17 protein-coding genes and 1 pseudogene are annotated in these 16,749 nt (G+C 40.8%); 11 read left to right on the top strand and 7 right to left on the bottom strand.

What is annotated here, in order from left to right; all coding sequences use genetic code 11:
- Window positions 1-3: 3 nt before the first annotated feature.
- The 3 genes from H6G75_RS28585 to H6G75_RS28595 form a co-directional block, all read right to left on the bottom strand.
- Complete coding sequence (locus H6G75_RS28585; RefSeq protein ID WP_190983275.1) at window positions 4-1,419, bottom strand: DICT sensory domain-containing protein; 1,416 nt, start codon at window positions 1,417-1,419, stop codon at window positions 4-6.
- Between the two features lie 257 nt (window positions 1,420-1,676).
- Window positions 1,677-3,179, bottom strand: a complete 1,503-nt coding sequence (locus H6G75_RS28590) for a UDP-N-acetylmuramoyl-L-alanyl-D-glutamate--2,6-diaminopimelate ligase (RefSeq protein WP_190983276.1) — start codon at window positions 3,177-3,179, stop codon at window positions 1,677-1,679.
- Between the two features lie 32 nt (window positions 3,180-3,211).
- Complete coding sequence (locus H6G75_RS28595; protein WP_190983277.1) at window positions 3,212-3,514, bottom strand: glutaredoxin family protein; 303 nt, start codon at window positions 3,512-3,514, stop codon at window positions 3,212-3,214.
- 157 nt (window positions 3,515-3,671) lie between these two features.
- Here H6G75_RS28595 and H6G75_RS28600 point away from each other — a divergent pair, with 157 nt between their 5' ends.
- The 3 genes from H6G75_RS28600 to rpiA all read left to right on the top strand — a co-directional run bounded on the left by H6G75_RS28600 (window position 3,672) and on the right by rpiA (window position 5,081).
- Window positions 3,672-3,953: a type II toxin-antitoxin system ParD family antitoxin gene (locus tag H6G75_RS28600; protein WP_190983278.1), complete on the top strand. Its 282-nt coding sequence runs from the start codon at window positions 3,672-3,674 to the stop codon at window positions 3,951-3,953.
- Window positions 3,954-3,956: 3 nt separating this feature from the next.
- Entirely contained in the window at window positions 3,957-4,244 is a 288-nt protein-coding gene (locus H6G75_RS28605) for a type II toxin-antitoxin system RelE/ParE family toxin (RefSeq protein WP_190983279.1), read from the top strand.
- 129 nt (window positions 4,245-4,373) lie between these two features.
- Window positions 4,374-5,081, top strand: coding sequence for a ribose-5-phosphate isomerase RpiA (gene rpiA / locus H6G75_RS28610; RefSeq protein ID WP_190983280.1), 708 nt, complete (start codon window positions 4,374-4,376; stop codon window positions 5,079-5,081).
- Between the two features lie 143 nt (window positions 5,082-5,224).
- On the opposite strand, the gene H6G75_RS28615 is transcribed toward rpiA, so the two are convergent.
- Complete coding sequence (locus H6G75_RS28615) at window positions 5,225-5,656, bottom strand: DUF6918 family protein (protein WP_190983281.1); 432 nt, start codon at window positions 5,654-5,656, stop codon at window positions 5,225-5,227.
- A 215-nt stretch (window positions 5,657-5,871) separates the two neighbouring features.
- Window positions 5,872-7,515 (bottom strand): B12-binding domain-containing radical SAM protein, encoded by a 1,644-nt coding sequence (locus H6G75_RS28620; protein ID WP_190983282.1) that lies wholly within the window; start codon window positions 7,513-7,515, stop codon window positions 5,872-5,874.
- Between the two features lie 320 nt (window positions 7,516-7,835).
- Here H6G75_RS28620 and H6G75_RS33840 point away from each other — a divergent pair, with 320 nt between their 5' ends.
- Together H6G75_RS33840 and H6G75_RS28630 are read left to right on the top strand one after the other, a co-directional pair.
- The gene (locus tag H6G75_RS33840) at window positions 7,836-9,164 is read left to right on the top strand and encodes a glycosyltransferase (protein WP_190983283.1); all 1,329 of its coding nucleotides are present in this window, start codon (window positions 7,836-7,838) and stop codon (window positions 9,162-9,164) included.
- A gap of 378 nt (window positions 9,165-9,542) precedes the next feature.
- Complete coding sequence (locus H6G75_RS28630) at window positions 9,543-11,744, top strand: transglycosylase SLT domain-containing protein (RefSeq protein WP_190983284.1); 2,202 nt, start codon at window positions 9,543-9,545, stop codon at window positions 11,742-11,744.
- A gap of 257 nt (window positions 11,745-12,001) precedes the next feature.
- Here the strand turns inward: H6G75_RS28630 and H6G75_RS28635 are convergent, their stop codons facing one another.
- On the bottom strand, window positions 12,002-12,445 hold the full coding sequence (locus H6G75_RS28635) for a hypothetical protein (protein ID WP_190983285.1): 444 nt from the start codon (window positions 12,443-12,445) through the stop codon (window positions 12,002-12,004).
- 199 nt (window positions 12,446-12,644) lie between these two features.
- Here H6G75_RS28635 and H6G75_RS28640 point away from each other — a divergent pair, with 199 nt between their 5' ends.
- From H6G75_RS28640 to H6G75_RS28665, 6 genes are all read left to right on the top strand, one after another.
- Complete coding sequence (locus H6G75_RS28640; RefSeq protein WP_190983286.1) at window positions 12,645-13,697, top strand: BMP family protein; 1,053 nt, start codon at window positions 12,645-12,647, stop codon at window positions 13,695-13,697.
- 4 nt (window positions 13,698-13,701) lie between these two features.
- On the top strand, window positions 13,702-15,165 hold the full coding sequence (locus tag H6G75_RS28645) for an ABC transporter ATP-binding protein (protein WP_190983287.1): 1,464 nt from the start codon (window positions 13,702-13,704) through the stop codon (window positions 15,163-15,165).
- A gap of 6 nt (window positions 15,166-15,171) precedes the next feature.
- A complete protein-coding gene (locus H6G75_RS28650) occupies window positions 15,172-15,735 on the top strand; it encodes a zeta toxin family protein (protein WP_190983288.1) in 564 nt (187 codons plus the stop codon).
- 4 nt (window positions 15,736-15,739) lie between these two features.
- A complete protein-coding gene (locus H6G75_RS28655) occupies window positions 15,740-15,931 on the top strand; it encodes a hypothetical protein (protein WP_190983289.1) in 192 nt (63 codons plus the stop codon).
- 55 nt (window positions 15,932-15,986) lie between these two features.
- Entirely contained in the window at window positions 15,987-16,211 is a 225-nt protein-coding gene (locus H6G75_RS28660; protein ID WP_190983290.1) for a hypothetical protein, read from the top strand.
- 85 nt (window positions 16,212-16,296) lie between these two features.
- The gene (locus H6G75_RS28665) at window positions 16,297-16,647 is read left to right on the top strand and encodes an endonuclease NucS domain-containing protein (protein WP_190983291.1); all 351 of its coding nucleotides are present in this window, start codon (window positions 16,297-16,299) and stop codon (window positions 16,645-16,647) included.
- Here H6G75_RS28665 and H6G75_RS28670 read toward each other — a convergent pair.
- Window positions 16,630-16,749, bottom strand: a pseudogene (locus H6G75_RS28670) (IS630 family transposase); the annotation flags it as partial. The gene H6G75_RS28665 and the pseudogene H6G75_RS28670 sit on opposite strands and share 18 nt — an antisense overlap.

A 16,749-nucleotide genomic window follows, 5' to 3' on the forward strand; every position in this document is an offset into this window, starting at 1 on the left:
AAATTATTTAAACGGGATTTTGTTGCGATTTGTCACTAACTGGATTGTAAAAGTAGACCCTTCATCTAGTTTACTTCTGACAGAAATAGAACCTCCGCAGCGCCACAATAAACGCTTAACAATTGTTAAACCTAAGCCAGCACCACTCAAGTCTTCAGTAGTTCCCGAACGGACTCGATAAAAGCAGTCAAAGATTTTGCTAATTTCACTTTCTGCAATGCCAATACCTGTATCACGAAATTCTAACTGGACATAATCGCCTTGAAGACGCGCTCTGACCCAGACTTGCCCACCTTTGGGGGTAAACTTAATACTGTTTTGCAGCAAGTTAATTACTATTTGCTTCAGTCCACCAGTGACACACCAAACCCCTGGTAGTTCTGTTGGTACAGTGTAAGCAAGCATAATGCCTTTTTCTTGAGCTACAGGCTGGTAGGTGCTAACTACGCCAGGAACGATATCTGAAAGACGGACTAGTTCTAAGTTGGTGGTTTCTAAATTGTGTTCCAGGTTGACCAGATCCAGTAAACCAGTGATTAGTATACTTTGGCGATCGCACTGAGTATTGAGCATTTGTAAATAACGTTGTCGCTGTGGCGGTTTAATAGTCGGTGAATTTAACAACGACAATGCTGTTTTCATGTGTGTTAAAGGTGTTCGTAATTCTTGGCACACACTACTTAAATAATCATCTTTCAGTTGTTCTTTATTGTGAAGCTTTTGATTTTGATCCCGTAATTTGGCAATGCGTTTATTAGTAATTTGACGTTGAATGGAATTTTGGCGCTGGAGTTGTTTGGCCATGAGTTGACTGATGAGCGCAGGTTCGATGGTACTGGGATAAATCAACTCAGCCGGAAAAACTGCCGATAATTCTGGTACAGCCACTTGTTTGAGACCATCTAAAACTTGCTGAATGATTCTGCCTTCCATTGTCATCACAGCCAGCAACGACGGAATTTTGCCTGTTTTGGTTTTATGCGTGTGGCGGTTTTGATTTCTTTTACGTGGACGACGCGCCAAAATTAAACTACAAAATTGCGGCGAGGATACTATAAAAAAGTACTCTCGCCGTAATTGATAATTTGATAATAACTGTACCCAATTTTGTTGCTGTGGGCTGGTTTCCTCTGTAACGTGATTTTCAGCCCCAACATTGATTTTCTCTGTCCGACAAATATTAATTACACCAGATGCACTCATCGCCGATTGATAACGCTTTAATTCTGCGTACCAAATTTTTCCTGGTGGTAACTTAACCCAAAAAGTTGCCGTAATTTGCTGTTCAATCAATAAATCAATGTGTGACCTCAGCAGTGATAACAAACTAGCAGGATTGCTTGGCAATGGTTGAGGTGGTGTTTCCACTCCCAAAGCCAGCTGATAGATGGATAACTCCTTACGCAGAGAATCATTCATGAGTCAAGCACAACAAGGAAGAAATAATTATGTCATTGATTGCCATTTTTATGTAAGCTTTTGTTACAAAAAGACTACGTAAAATATATTCGGAAAGAAAGTATGAAGTCTGAAAGAATGTATATGGCAGAAGGCAGTCCTGATGAAACTGATTGCACGAGGCTTGTATGAAAGAGTGACTGGTATGTTTACTCAGCACTTTATTGAAACAGTAAAATTCTAGGAATCTTCACCCTTCAGACTTCATACTTTACACTTCAGACTTCACTTTTTAGTCTGGCTTGTAAAGCATCCCGCGCGTGTTCTCGGTCATCAAAGTGGATTTTTTCTGTACCGAGAATTTGATAGTCTTCATGACCTTTACCCGCTAACAAAACGCCATCACCTGGTTCGGCTTGCAAAATAGCGGTGCGAATTGCTGTAGCGCGATCGCAAATTACAGTCGGCTGCACAGTGTCAGGTATTCCAGCTAAAACATCTTGCAAAATTCTTTCGGGGTCTTCGGTGCGGGGGTTATCGGAAGTGACCACAGCCACATCGGCTAACTCGGCGGCGATTTTACCCATTTTTGGGCGTTTGGTGCGATCGCGATCACCACCACAACCAAACACACAAATCATTTTACCGGGAATAAACGGCCGTGCAGCTTTGAGTAAATTTTCCAGGCTATCGGGCGTATGGGCATAATCAACAATCACGCTGATATCTTGTTGCGGACTGATTTGCACTCGTTCCATCCGTCCCGGAACCCCAGGAAAATCACTAATTGCACTGGCGATTAACTCTAAGTCGAGTCCTAAATGCAGAACTGCACCCACCGCCGCCAAAACATTTTCTAAGTTATATTGACCAACCAAAGGTGAGCGAAACTCCACTTCACCTTTTGGTGTATGCAGCACACCACTCACACCATTGGGTTGATAATTTAAATCGCTCATCCACAAATCGGCGCTGGGTTCGCTGACACTGTAGCTCCAAACTTGATCTGAGGGCAATCTGCTAATTAATTGTTTACCGTAGGAGTCATCAGCGTTAATAATTGCCTTGCCTTTGAGATATGCCGGACTAAATAACAGCGCCTTGGCCGCAAAATAATCCTCCATATCACTGTGATAATCCAGATGGTCTTGGGTGAGATTGGTGAATACTCCCACCTCAAATGGACAACCCAAGACTCGACCTTGCGCCAACGCATGGGAACTAACTTCCATTACACCAAACTCACAACCCGCATTTACGGCGGCTGCTAACTGCTGTTGTAGTTCCACAGCAAAGGGTGTGGTGTGGATAGCAGTTTGGACAAATCCCGGCCAGCGAGTGTATAAAGTCCCCATCAAAGCTGTCGCTAGATGAGCTTTATTCAGGAAAAATTCAATTAGGTGAGTAGTGGTGGTTTTACCGTTAGTGCCGGTTACACCTACTAATTTGAGTTTTTGTCCGGGATAATCGTAAAAAGCCGCCGCTATTTGAGCGCAAGCTTGAGTCATATCATTAGCACTAATCACTACAGCCTCCGGGGTGGGAGGATTTTTTTCGGCAGCTTCAGCAGAAACAATCGCTGCTACCGCGCCGGATGCGATCGCACTTGGCCAAAATTCGCCACCGTCCACCCGCGTTCCTGGCATTCCAATAAATAAATCTCCCTCACCGCAAGCATGGGAGTTAGTTTTCAAACCCTTGACTTCTGCATCTGCTAAGTCAGAACTGTTAGGCAATTGTGCCACACTATCTATTGCTGCTAGTAATTCCCGCAATTTCATCTTGTGAACCTCGCCACACGCGTATCTTGCGCTTATTCTGCATCATTTTTTTTGATATTGGATAAATACTTACACAACATTTGCTGAATTTGCTGGACATTTGCACGGGGAGAAGGACGTGGTAGAGGTTGTTCAAAAGCTTCTACACCGGGGAGATTGGCTAAAACCAGCACTGGGACTTCATATTGATAAGCCAGCAACCAATCTTCACGAGTTGTAATGTCACGAATTTCTAACTCAACACCCAAATTTTCTGTCTCTAAAATTTGCTCTAGTTTTTCCTGCAAGCCCTCGCATAAATGACAACCAGGTTTACTGTACAAAATCAACCGCATTTCCTAAATACCAATACTTTTAGCCATCCTAAGCCATTTGTGAAAAACTATAGCCATCCTCAATGATTTCTCTTTCTTGTCTATGTTGAGGAATTTGTCTAATTTTAGATTTTGGTAAGAATTTTTGCTACTATAGAGTAAAAATTTATGTGCAGCTATGTCTAACGTCGAAAAAATCAGTGTTGCGCTTACACCAGAAATGGTTGCTTTTGTACGCAATGCAGTAGAATCTGGTGAATATGCCAGCAGTAGTGAAGTGATTAGAGAAGCATTACGAGACTGGAAGCAGAAACGCCTGTTACAGTTGCAGAATATTGATGAATTACGCAATCTTTGGCAAGCCGGAATTGACAGTGGTGCTGGGCAGTATACAGATATAGAAGCTATTAAGCAGGAAGCCCGTCGGCGTTTAGGTCAAGTTTCTCAGAAGGATGTGTGATTGGTGGGACGTTTTATCCGCACAGCTAAAGCCGAAGAAGACCTAATTGAAATATGGATTTACATTGCCACTGATAATCCAACAGCAGCTGACAAGTTGCTTGATCAGATTGATACAAAATGCCAAATGCTGGCTGATAATCCAGAACTTGGTCAAGCACGTCCTGATATTGCATCCGGATTAAGGTATTTCCCGGTTAATCGCTACTTAATTCTTTACCGGAAGATCAGCGAAGGTATTGAAGTCATCCGCGTTGTTCACGGTGCAAGGCATTTGCCTGATATGTTTTAATTACGAATTAATTTTTTAGCCGATCGCCATAACAGAGAAAACTTCCAGATTATTCCCACGGAAAAAGGCGAATGGAGGGTCATCTGCCTTCTAAGATGGACTATAGTCAGTTTTTGTGGAGTTTTGGGAATGACCGCAACAGATCCTGTAAAGTTAATGAAGCAAGAGGTTGGTAAAGCCGCAGCCCTACTAGTAAAATCAGGTTCAATTGTCGGTTTAGGTACGGGTTCAACAACAGCGTATACAATTCAGTATTTAGGCGATCGCCTAAAATCTGGTGAACTCAAAGATATTGTTGGTATTCCGACTTCTTTTCAATCAGAAGTATTAGCCAAAGAATATGGTGTACCTCTCACCACTTTAGATGCTGTTGACCACATTGATATTGCCATTGATGGGGCAGATGAAGTTGACCCCCAAAAAAATTTGATTAAAGGCGGCGGTGCAGCACATACCCGCGAAAAAGTAGTTGATTATCTAGCCAAACAATTTGTTGTGGTGGTAGACAGTGGTAAGCTAGTCGATCGCTTGGGTTCTGTGTTTGCAGTTCCAGTTGAAGTTATTCCAATGGCTATTACACCTGTGACTAATGCCATTAAACAACTTGGCGGTAAACCAGAACTGCGTATGGGTGTGAAAAAAGCCGGGCCAGTCATCACCGACCAAGGAAACTTTGTCCTGGATGTCAGATTTGACTCCATTGACGACCCAGTGAATTTAGAAAAAACTCTCAATAATATTCCTGGCGTGTTAGAAAACGGCATCTTTGTTAACTGTGCAGATGTCGTTTTAGTTGGCGAAGTGGTAGATGGTCAGCCAGTAGTTAGGCAGTTGTAAGTAGGGTGTAAGGGTTTAAGGGTGTAGGGGTGTAAGAGTTGTTCTAGTTGATGCTTTTACACCCCATCCTTCCCTATTTCTCAATAGACAAATGTTATTTTACTAAGCACTCAGCACTCAGCACTCAGCACTCAGCACTAAACTTAAGCGTACTTATTAATTACCTGTGCAAAATCTGGTACTGCTTCCTCTACATGTTGTTTGGCTGAACCCCTGAATTTTTCATAGGTTCCACGCACAATTTGTCGTCTGACACTCTTGAACTTAGTATCAGTGACGCTCAATATTGCATCTGCTGTACGAGATTTATTTGTTGCTAAGTGCGTTACTGGATCACCTTGTTGTACACCTTCAGCCCACATTGGATCAAGCGCATTAAAACATTCTGGTAAAAGTTGCTCAACACCGTAGGCGATATATCCTGGTTTAATTCCTTTCAGTGCTGCAAAGGCAGTTTTGAGTGCAATCCCGCTAATTCCTGACTTAGAACTGATTTGTGCTTCTAACAACTTGCAACAGTCATCTATAACCATTGTTTTTTTGTCTGAGTTTAAAAGTTGGTCGTTCAGTCCCATTTCACTCCTCCATAATGTTAAGGCGATCGCTTTTCTCTATTTCCCCAGCAAGTAGGAAATTATAAAAAATGTTAACAGAGCTAGAAAGTTTTGGTAGCCTTGCTGCTGTGGGTTGACAGAATTTAGTGATTATGGATCAAGATTTTCATTAGTAGGCAATGTTAATCAGGAGTGTATGGGTTTTAAATTTACACCCCTACACCCAATCCCCGCAATTACCGACGGATTTTTTGGGAATAAAACGAGGCTGATTCTGTGTGTGCGGCACAGTCTTGGGCAAACTGAATCAGATGATGTCCCACTAGTCCAACGTGAATTAAGGACTCTATATTTCCTGATTTGAGTGCTGGTTTAGCCATTTGCCAAAAAGTTTGGCGATAGTTACCAAATACACCCACACGCAACAAAATATTAGTTAAATAAGTTAAACCTTTGCGAATATTTGCCCAAGAAGTCCGCGCTGGACTGTTAGGTACAGCAATACGGTTGGGGTAAGTATGTTCCATGTTGTAGGCAAATCGCTGATATAAAAATTCTGGCTGATATGCTTCGGTGATACAACGTCGCCACATTTCCACAACTTGCTGATATGGCATCAAAAACTCCACATTGGATTCTCGGCTGTCATCAAATACAAGTCGTCCTTCGGCTTCTAATCTCCGCCATAAAGGAGTTCTTGGTAGAGCATGAAGTAGGTTAATTGTCAACATAGGAATTTGTGACAGCCGAATAAATTCGAGGATGCGGTCTGCGGTTTCTGGTGTATCTGTATCTAAGCCGATGATGATGCCTGAAACAACTTCCATACCATAACTGTTCAAAACCTTAACAGCTTCTAAAATTGGCATACTGAGATTCTGCACTTTAGAAATCGAGTGCAGCGCCTCTGTTTCTGGGGTTTCGATACCGCAAAATACTGTGCAAAAATAAGCTTCGCGCATCATCTCCAAGAGTTTTGGACTTTGCGCGAGGTTGAGGGTGGCTTCGCAAGCAAATTGAATGGGATAGCCGTTGCGCTTTTGCCAGTCAATTAAGTGGGGTAATAGCTGCATTGTGGCGCGGCGATCGCCTACAAAGTTATCATCCACAAAATATACTGCGCCAATATTCCCAGATTCCAGCATCGCATCTAGTTCTGCCAAAACTTGCTCTGGGGTTTTCATCCGTGGGTTTCTGCCATACAGTTCAGGAATATCACAAAACTCGCAGCGATAAGGGCAACCGCTAGAAAACTGGACATTGGCTAAGAAATAATGATTCAGATTCACCAAATGATAAGCGGGTGTGGGAAACTCGCTCAGAGGTAAACGTTCCTGGGTTTCAAAGCGAATTTGTTGTGATGGACGTTGGTGATGTTGGTCGAGATACTCAATCATGCGATCGCTGGCATCGCCTAATTCACCCAAATGTAAAATATCAAAGTCTGGATAATATTCTGGACAACCAGACACCGAGGGGCCGCCTAAAACAGTAATTTTGCCTTGCTGATGCGCTAGTTGGTTAATGTGATTAATCTGGGGTTTTTGGATGTGCATCCCACTAACAATCACCACATCCGCCCATTGATAATCAGATGTTTTGGCTGGGTGTAAATTCTCATCAATAAAGCGTACTTCCCATTCTTGTGGTAAGTAAGCAGCTACAATCAAAATCCCTTGGGGTGGCATAAAAGCCCGGACATTTCCCATCAGTGGATAAGCATGATGAAAGGTGCCGAAAGAGCGACTATACTTGGGGAAGATACAAAGAATGCGTCGATGATGTAAAGGAACGTAGCGGGCTTTTTTCGGGTTAGGAGCAGATGCCAAATCAGTCGCTACAGGAATTTGGTTCTGAAAAGACTTTAACTGCACAGTCATTGTTAATTTTTCATCAGATAAAATAGCAGCGAGTTTGACAAATAAATTGTCAAATTTGCTGTAATTTCAAATAACTTACTGTGATATTTTAAAATTCTGTAACTGTCCAAATATATACCTTTTTCTAGAAGCACCACATGATTGGGTATGGACAAGATAGATTCTCATCCTGTTGTTTGTTTGATGCAATCATAATGAGGGTCTGTCATGAATTTAATTGATTTTCTTTGGTGTTCTGCTGGGGGAAATGGTAGCGATCGCGCTGCTCTAGGCGTAAGTCCTAAATATCAAAGTCCAAAGCAGTACAGTAGGCGAAACAAGTGGTAAGACAACAAAAGTCTAAAGAGGCAATTGTTGGACAACATTCCCTATCAGTTGGAATACTGGTTGATTTAGAGTGGGGATTGTATGCCGGCGGTCATGTAAAGTGTTGGGAACGATTTGCAGAAGCGGCAATTGATTTTCCCCAGATAGACATAACAATTTATTACCTGGGACATAAACCCCAAGAAATAGCGATCGCGCCGAATGTGCGTTACCGCATCTTGACCCCGATGTTGGGAACTAAGCACATACCTTTTCTCCATGAACGTTCTCGAAACACCGACTTAGCACCCTACCATCTAGGTTTAGCGCGGCAACTCCGACAGCACGATGTTTTACACATTACCAGTGCCTTTAGTTTTTCGCGCACAGCCCATTGGATAGCGCAACGGTACAACATTCCTTTGGTATCTTCCACCCACACAGATTTAGGTAGTTTTACAAGGGTTTACTCTCAAGAAATTATTCGCCGCATTTTGGGTTGGGAATGGTTAGTCAATCTGATATGGGAACGCTGGAAATTAGGTGAGCGTTTAGAAAAACAAATGATGCGGCGCTGGCACAAGTTGATTAGCGATAGTGATTGGGTGTTGTTCTCCAAACCAGAAGATTTCCCGGTGATGCAAAAATTTGTCTCCCAGTCTCGCTTGTCTCGGCTACGACGAGGGATAGATAAGCAGCGATTTCACCCCCAACACCGCGATCGCACTCTTTTACAAACTACCTTTGGTATTCCGCCAGAAGTACCTGTACTATTGTTTGTTGGACGGGTAGACGAGAGTAAACGCATCATGACCCTAGCTCAAGCTGCCTGTCAATTGCTAGACCAAGGATACGCTTTACACGTTTTGATTGTAGGTGAAGGAACTGCCAAAGCCAAGGTAAAGCAACTTTTAGAACCACATATCACCCTAGTTGGTGTGTTACCCCAAGAAAGCCTTGCTTGGATTTACGCTAGTGCAGATATGTTCGTTTTTCCTTCGGATAGTGAAATATCTCCGAACGTGGTATTAGAAGCAAAATCATCAGGACTACCTGTATTTGTGGCAGCTCATAGTGGCAGTGTGCAGTTTATCCAGCAACCTAATATAGATGGCATTGTGGTTGCAGATTCTAGTCCCCGAACTTGGGCAGATGCACTGAAACCTTATCTCCAAGATTTGCGGATGCGCCGTGGCGTTAGTCGAGCGGCTCGCCAATATATTGAACAGTGTCATCCTGCTTGGAAGGAAGTTTTTCAAGAGGATTTATTACCCATTTGGCAGAAAATGAAATTTCTCTCTCATACTAAGCTGGGTATAACTAGTACAGGTCGGCGGAAATAAACAGACCACACTTCGGCTACTTCGGCTGCGCTCAGTACAAGTACGCTCAGTGAACATAAGAAATTGCTAAAAGGCTTGTGGTATGAGTATTCTTTCTTTTTCCTTTTGACTTTTTACTTTTGCCTTGTGAGTGGTGTTAAATTTGTTTCCTCGATTACGGCTTGGCTGATAATTTATACTGAATTCTGTGTGATTAACTACCAATAAAATCGGATCAAATTCCTGCTCTGTATAGGTTATGGCTGAATAAATAAAATAGATGTATTATGGAAAATCCTTATGTAAAATTAGAAAGTTGCAAAAATTAAAAATTGCTAACACTCCTAGCTAACAGTGCTAGAGTTTCAAAAATTCATCAAAAATTTTCAGCGGGTATCAATGCTGAAGCAACTTAAAAAAAACCAGGTTCCTATAATTATTGGCGCGGCAGTTTTTGCCTTTTCGGCTGGCGCAATGGTGTCAGCACCGGAGATTGGCAAAACAGTGGCTCAATGGCTGAAAATAAATCAAACTCAGTCAGAAGAGCTATCAGAAGCCAGCAAAGTTAAATCGGCTGTGTTTCCATTGGTAGCACAATCACCAGTGGAAAGAGCCGCAAAATTAGAAGCGATCGCTAAAGGCTCGGCTTCAGCAGACCGAAATCGCGCCCGCTATCTGTTAGCCAGTGATTTACTTGAAACCAGAGATGCCCAAGCAGCCCTAGATTTATTGACGGGATTAGAAAAAGACTATCCGCTGTTAGCGCCCTACATCTTGCTAAGACAAGCCCAAGCACAAGACTTGTTAGGTGAACAAGGCAAAGCTTCCGATTTGCGCCAAAAAGTCCTGAAAGCATATCCTAAAGAAGCGGCGGCGGCGAAAGCATTATATTTAATTGGTCAACCAGAATCTCAAGATAGGGCGATCGCCCAATTTCCTTCCCATCCCCTCACCTGGGAAATTATTCGCCAGCGATTGCAAAAAAATCCCAATCAGCCCCAGTTAAAATTAATCTTGGCGAAATATGCCTACAATCAGGCAGGAATCGTGGGCATCTTAGATCAACTGGTGAAACAGCCCAACCTTAAACCCGTCGATTGGGAAACTATTGGCACAGCTTATTGGGAAAATACGCAATTTCGGAAAGCTGCGATCGCTTATACCAAAGCGCCCAAAACCGCCCAAACTCTATACAGGATAGGGCGTGGGTTACAAGTCGGTGGCCAAAGCCAAGAAAGAGAAAAAGCGATCGCCTCCTACAAGCAATTAGTCCAGCAATTCCCCAAAGCCGAAGAAACGGGAACCGCATTGTTACGTTTGGCAGATATGGCAAAAACTCGCCAAGATGCCATACCATATCTCAATCAAGTCATTGCCCAGTTCCCCGAACAAGCCCCCACCGCCCTCGCCACCAAAGCCAAAATTCTCGCAGGGCTGAACGATCAAAAATCGGCACAACAAGCCTGGGATTTACTGCTAGGCAAGTATGGTGAATCTGATGAAGCGGCAGAATATCGCTGGAAAATTGCCCTAGATAAAGCCAAAGCCAGAGATTACGTCACAGCTTGGGAATGGGCGCAACCAATTACCACCAATAACCCTAACAGCATTTTGGCTCCTAGAGCCGGTTTTTGGGTAGGAAAATGGGCAGTTAAACTCGGCAAGCAACAAGAAGCCAAAACAGCCTTTGAGTATGTAGTCAGCCAGTTTCCCCAGTCTTATTATGCCTGGCGATCGGCTAATATTTTAGGACTGAATGTCGGCAACTTTAACAATGTCCGCGACCTTAATCCGGAAGTTGTGTCACGCCTACGTCCCATTCCCACCGCCGGTTCTGACACCTTTAAAGAATTGTATTTATTAGGTCAAGACCGTGATGCTTGGTTGCAATGGGAAACAGAATTTCTTAACAAAAAACAGCCCTCAGTTGCTGAACAATTTACTGAAGGTTTGATGCGTTTAGCTAGGGGCGAAAATCTTTCAGGAATAGATATTATTTCTAAGTTGGAAGATAGAGAAACAGCCGCAGAAAAAGCACAATATCAAGCCTTAAGTAAACAAATCACTTACTGGCAAGCCCGCTATCCATTTCCTTATCTCAAAGAAATTGAAAAATGGTCTGGCGAACGTAAACTAAATCCCTTACTAGTTACAGGATTAATTCGCCAAGAATCACGATTTGAGCCGGAAATTAAATCAGTGGCTGGTGCTGTCGGGTTGATGCAAGTGCTACCCAGTACAGGTCAATGGATCGCCTCAAAAAATAATTTGGATGGAAAAAAATTTGATTTAACAGTTCCTAATGACAACATTAGTTTGGGTACATTGTATTTGGATTATACGCATCAACAGTATGGTAATAATTCATTGCTGGCTATAGCCAGTTACAATGCTGGCCCTGGAAATGTTTCTAAATGGCTACAAACTTTACCCAAAGAAGACCCCGATGAATTTGTCGAAGAAATTCCCTTTGATGAAACCAAAAATTACGTCCGTCAAGTTTTTGGTAATTATTGGAATTATCTACGACTTTATAACCCAGAAATTTCTGGACTAGTGGCAAAATACTCCAAGGAACATCCAAAATTGCCAACTCAGTGATTAAAAAAAATTACCGAAAAAGTTGCAAATTTATTCGGTAATTTTTTCGGTAAATGATATCATGTCCGGGTAATAAGTGATGATTCCGACAATCTGTGCAGAAACCTTAAAACCCTCTCCTATACACCATCTGCGGTCTTAATCACGAACAATATCGCAATCCTAAATGATATACAAACTGCTCTCTACCTTGTCTCCCTAATCTCCCTTGTCTACCTTGTCTCTTTTGTTCATTTCTCAAATAGGACTGCTATATATTATTTAGTATGAGGTTTTAACCGCACTATCGATAATACTTGATAACCCTCACCTTGAGGCAGACATTCACCATCGGCATCTAAAGGACAAGCAGCTTCAGTAACTTTTGGGCGAGTTCCTGGAACATATCTAGCTGTAATTTCTACTTGTTGATTATGTAATAATTGCAATGTTTTATGAGACACTTGATTTGATGGACGCAAGACTAATTTAGTTTTGTTTGATGTATTAGTAATCAGAAAGAATTCCTCGCCTAAATAAGCTCGAACCGACATCACAGGCGGAATTTCTTCGTAAATTAGTTTTCCTCTAAATCTAGAAATTTTCGATTGATTCACCACTCTATTTATTTGCTGGCTTGGGTTATCTTTTACTTGAACTTTCTGAGTATCTACAATTCTTGTTGTTTGACTTAAAACTAATATTAGTTGCAGTAAATCCATAAATTAATTTGTATTGATTAAGATAAAATAATTTTATTTCAGTAGTTTGGCTGTTACCGTGATTAAACTCACACAGTATTACCAGATATAAATATTACATTCAACACATATGTAATATCTAATATTGTGATTTTTTAACTCTAGGTGAACAATTACGAGTAATTTAGTATTGAACATGAATCAATCAAAAGGCTAGTGTATGAGGCTAAATTTTAGTCGCCGTCAATTTGTGGTATTTGGTTCAGTTACCTTTGCTACCAGCTTGCTACTGAAAGCTTGTAGTAACCAACCGCAGACACCCACAGCTATTAGTGGCGCGGAAGGATTTAAAATAGCGATCGCTCTCCCTGGAGTCATCACCGATAAAGCCTGGAATCAGTCTGGCTATGAAGGTGTAAACATAGTCAAACAAAAACTCGGTGCAGAAATCGCATATATAGAACAAGTCGCCCAAGCTGATCAAACAGAAGTCTTAACAGACTTTGCGCGTAAAGGTTACAATTTAGTTTTTGCCCACGGCGGACAATTTGATGCAGCAGTAGAACAAGTGGCGACACAATTTCCTAATACATTTTTTGTGGGTGTGAATGGAAATGTGAAAGGCGAAAATATTGCATCTTTACGCATAGATCACTTACAAGGTAGCTATTTGTGCGGCATTATTGCGGCTGCTATGACAAAATCTAATAAATTAGCTTACATTGCTGGGCAAGAATTTCAAGCCACCCAAGAAGAATTACGCGGCTTTGAATTAGGCGCAAAATCAGTTAAACCAAATATTCAAATTGTTTCCACATTTACAGGCGATTGGAATGATGTCGCCAAGGCAAAAGAAGCCACACTCGCCTTAATTTCTGCGGGTACAGATGTGATTTATCAATGGTTAGATAGCGCCTCACCCGCAGTTTTGCAAACAGCCAGTGATAAAGGTATTTACGCTTTTGGTAATACTAAAGACCAATTAGATGTTGCGCCCAAAGCAGTGTTAACTAGTGCAGTGAAAAGATTAGATTTAGCTATAGTATATTTAGCAGAGTTAGCCAAACAAAAACAATTAAAGGGGCAGATATATTCTATCGGGTTAGAAAGACCTGATATTTTAAATTTAGGCAACTTTAACGCTAGTGTTACTGAACAAGTTAAAAATAATGTCCTGAAAGTCAGACAAGACATTATTGATAAAAAACTTACCTTTGAAAATTGCAAAGCAGATGCTAAAGATACCCGTTGTGTGAAAAAAGAATCAGCATAAATAAATGACATATTTACGCTTAGAAAATATCACTAAATATTTTGGCTCATTTGTTGCTAATGATAACATTAGCTTGAGTGTAAATTCTGGTCAGATTCATGCAATCTTAGGTGAAAATGGTGCAGGTAAGACCACTTTAATGAAGATGATCAGTGGCTTATCTCAACCTGATACTGGGCAAATATATATACAAGAGAAACCAGTAAAAATTACCTCGCCTAATACTGCCACCAAACTAGGTATTGGCATGATTCACCAACATTTCATGCTTGTACCTCAGTTGACTGTTACCGAAAATATTATCTTAGGGTTGGAAAATAGCTGGCGTTTGAATTTACGACAAAAACATCAGGAAATCACGGCTTTATCTCAAGCTTATGGGTTAGAAGTTGACCCCACCGCCAAGGTTGAAAATTTACCAGTGGGAATACAACAGCGTGTTGAAATTCTCAAAGTTCTTTACCGCCAAGCCAAACTTTTAATTCTCGATGAACCAACCGCAGTCTTAACACCATCAGAAGTTGATTCATTAATTGTGATTTTACGGCAATTAGCTGCTGCTAGTAACACAATTATTTTTATCAGTCACAAATTAGAAGAGGTAATTAAACTCTGTGATACCGTCACAATATTACGCCGAGGAAGGGTAGTCGCCACAACCACTACTGAGGCTGTCACACCTCAAAAGTTAGCGGAATTAATGGTAGGTTATGAGGTTGATTTACAAGTTAATAAATCACCAGCTTTACCAGAAAAAGTAGTATTGAAGGTAGAAAATTTACAAGTTACGGATGATAGAAATATTCATGCTGTGGGTGATGTGTCCTTTGAACTACGCGCCGGGGAAATATTAGGAATTGCGGGTGTTGATGGTAATGGACAAAGAGAATTAGCAGATGCAATTACAGGGTTACGCAAAATTAAGCAAGGAAAGATTAAGTTAAAAAAGTATTCAACTATTGCTTATATCCCTGAAGATAGACAAAAAATAGGTTTGATATTGCAGTTTAGCATTGCCCAAAACTTAATTTTAAAAGCTTTCAAAAAATTACCCTTTTGTCGTAATTATCTATTACAACCAGCAGTCATCAAAAATCACGCCCAAGCTGCAATGCAAATATTCAATATCCGCGCTACAGGAGAAGATATTCAAGTTAGTCAACTTTCGGGAGGAAATCAGCAAAAAGTAATATTGGCGAGAGAATTGGCGGGGGAAGCTGATTTAATTGTCGCTATGCAACCTACACGAGGGTTAGATGTAGGGGCGACAGCTGCGGTACATTTGCAGTTGTTAGCAGAACGCGATCGCGGTGCGGCGATATTGTATATTTCTACTGAGTTAGAAGAAATCATGGCGATGAGCGATCGCATTGCCGTAATCTACAGAGGTAAGTTCGTCGCTATTTTAGACGTACAGACGGCAACAGTGGAAGAAATTGGTTTATTAATGGCTGGGGGAAAACTATAAAATAAAATGCCAAATCTTTACATAATTGGTGGTGCAAATGGTTCAGGAAAAACAACTGTTGCAATGAGTTTATTGCCGAATTTTTTAGACTGCTTTGAGTACGTAAATGCAGATTCTATTGCTGCTGGGCTATCTCCATTAAATCCTGATTCAATGGCTATAGAAGCAGGAAAATTAATGATTACCAGACTACAAACTATGTCTAATTCTGGCAGTGATTTTGCCTTTGAAACCACCTTAAGTGCGAGAACTTTTGTACCTTTTATCAATGAATGTAAAGCCAAAGGCTACATCGTAAACTTAATATACTTTTGGTTACGAAGCGTAGATTTAGCTATGGAACGTGTAGCACAAAGAGTTGCCAGTGGCGGACATTCAATTCCAGAAGAGGTGATACGTAGAAGGTATGAAAGGGGTAAGAAAAATCTCATTTCTTTATATTTACCGTTATGCGATCGCTGGATTATCTATGATAACTCTAGTAATGAGACTAAGCTAGTAGCTGAGTATCGTTATGGTGAAGAAGTTATGATTTATGAAAATGCAATTTTAACTCAAATCACAGGGTAGAAAAATGGTTAAACCAGAATTAGAACTTTTATCTAGCAAAATTGATGCCGGCGTAAAAGCTGCAATTGCATCCGCTATTGAACGACATCGCAAGCTTGGGCAATCAATTAGTATTATGCGAGATGAAAAAGTTATAACTTTAACTGCTGATCAAATTCCAGCAGTTCAGCATCAACAAAATAATTTAAATCAATAGGTAAATGTTATATAATAAGTAGGAGTAAGCTTTTTTAACTATATAAGAACTTTCAATGAGTAACCCTGTATCTTTTCAGACAGTCATTGAATATGTAGAATCTCTTTCAACGGAAGAGCAAGATTTACTACTAGAATTGATTGCTAAAAGACGCATTGAACAACGGCGTAAAGAAATTGCGTCCAATGCTATACAAACACTAGAAGCAATGAGAACAGGTGCAGCCAAGTATGGTAATCTTGATAATTTGCGGGCTGATTTGCTAAGTAAAATTTGCTGAGAAATAGTGATAACTCTAGCAAGTAAATGGACATTAATTGGTAAAGTATGTTAACGTGGCTTGATTTATTTCAGGTTGGACTACCATGCCACAAGATATTAGAGTCTGGGATATTTATACTACAGGGAACCTTAGCGAAATCAAAAAATCTAAGCTTGACTTTGAACAGCGTTTACAAGATTGGTTAGAGCAAGATATTTCTATTATTTCACCTAACTTATTGGTAATAGGTAAAGAGGTTCAAACAGATTATGGTGGATTTATAGACCTTTTATGCCTAGATCAAAAGGGAGATATTTTCATTATAGAATTAAAGCGCGGCAAAACTCCCAGAGAAGTTACGGCTCAAGCCTTAGATTATGCTTCTTGGGTAAAATATTTATCAAATGACCATATTACTAATATTGCTAATATAGGACTAGTATTTGATTTCTGAAAAAACTCCGTACATCTGAAGAGACATAAAATCAAAGGTAGTGTTTCGGATAAACCATTCAAACATCCACTTTAAATGAGAGAATGTTGGAATTAAAGCACA

The sequence above is a fragment of the Nostoc sp. FACHB-280 genome, assembly GCF_014697615.1.
Lineage (GTDB): Bacteria > Cyanobacteriota > Cyanobacteriia > Cyanobacteriales > Nostocaceae > Nostoc_B.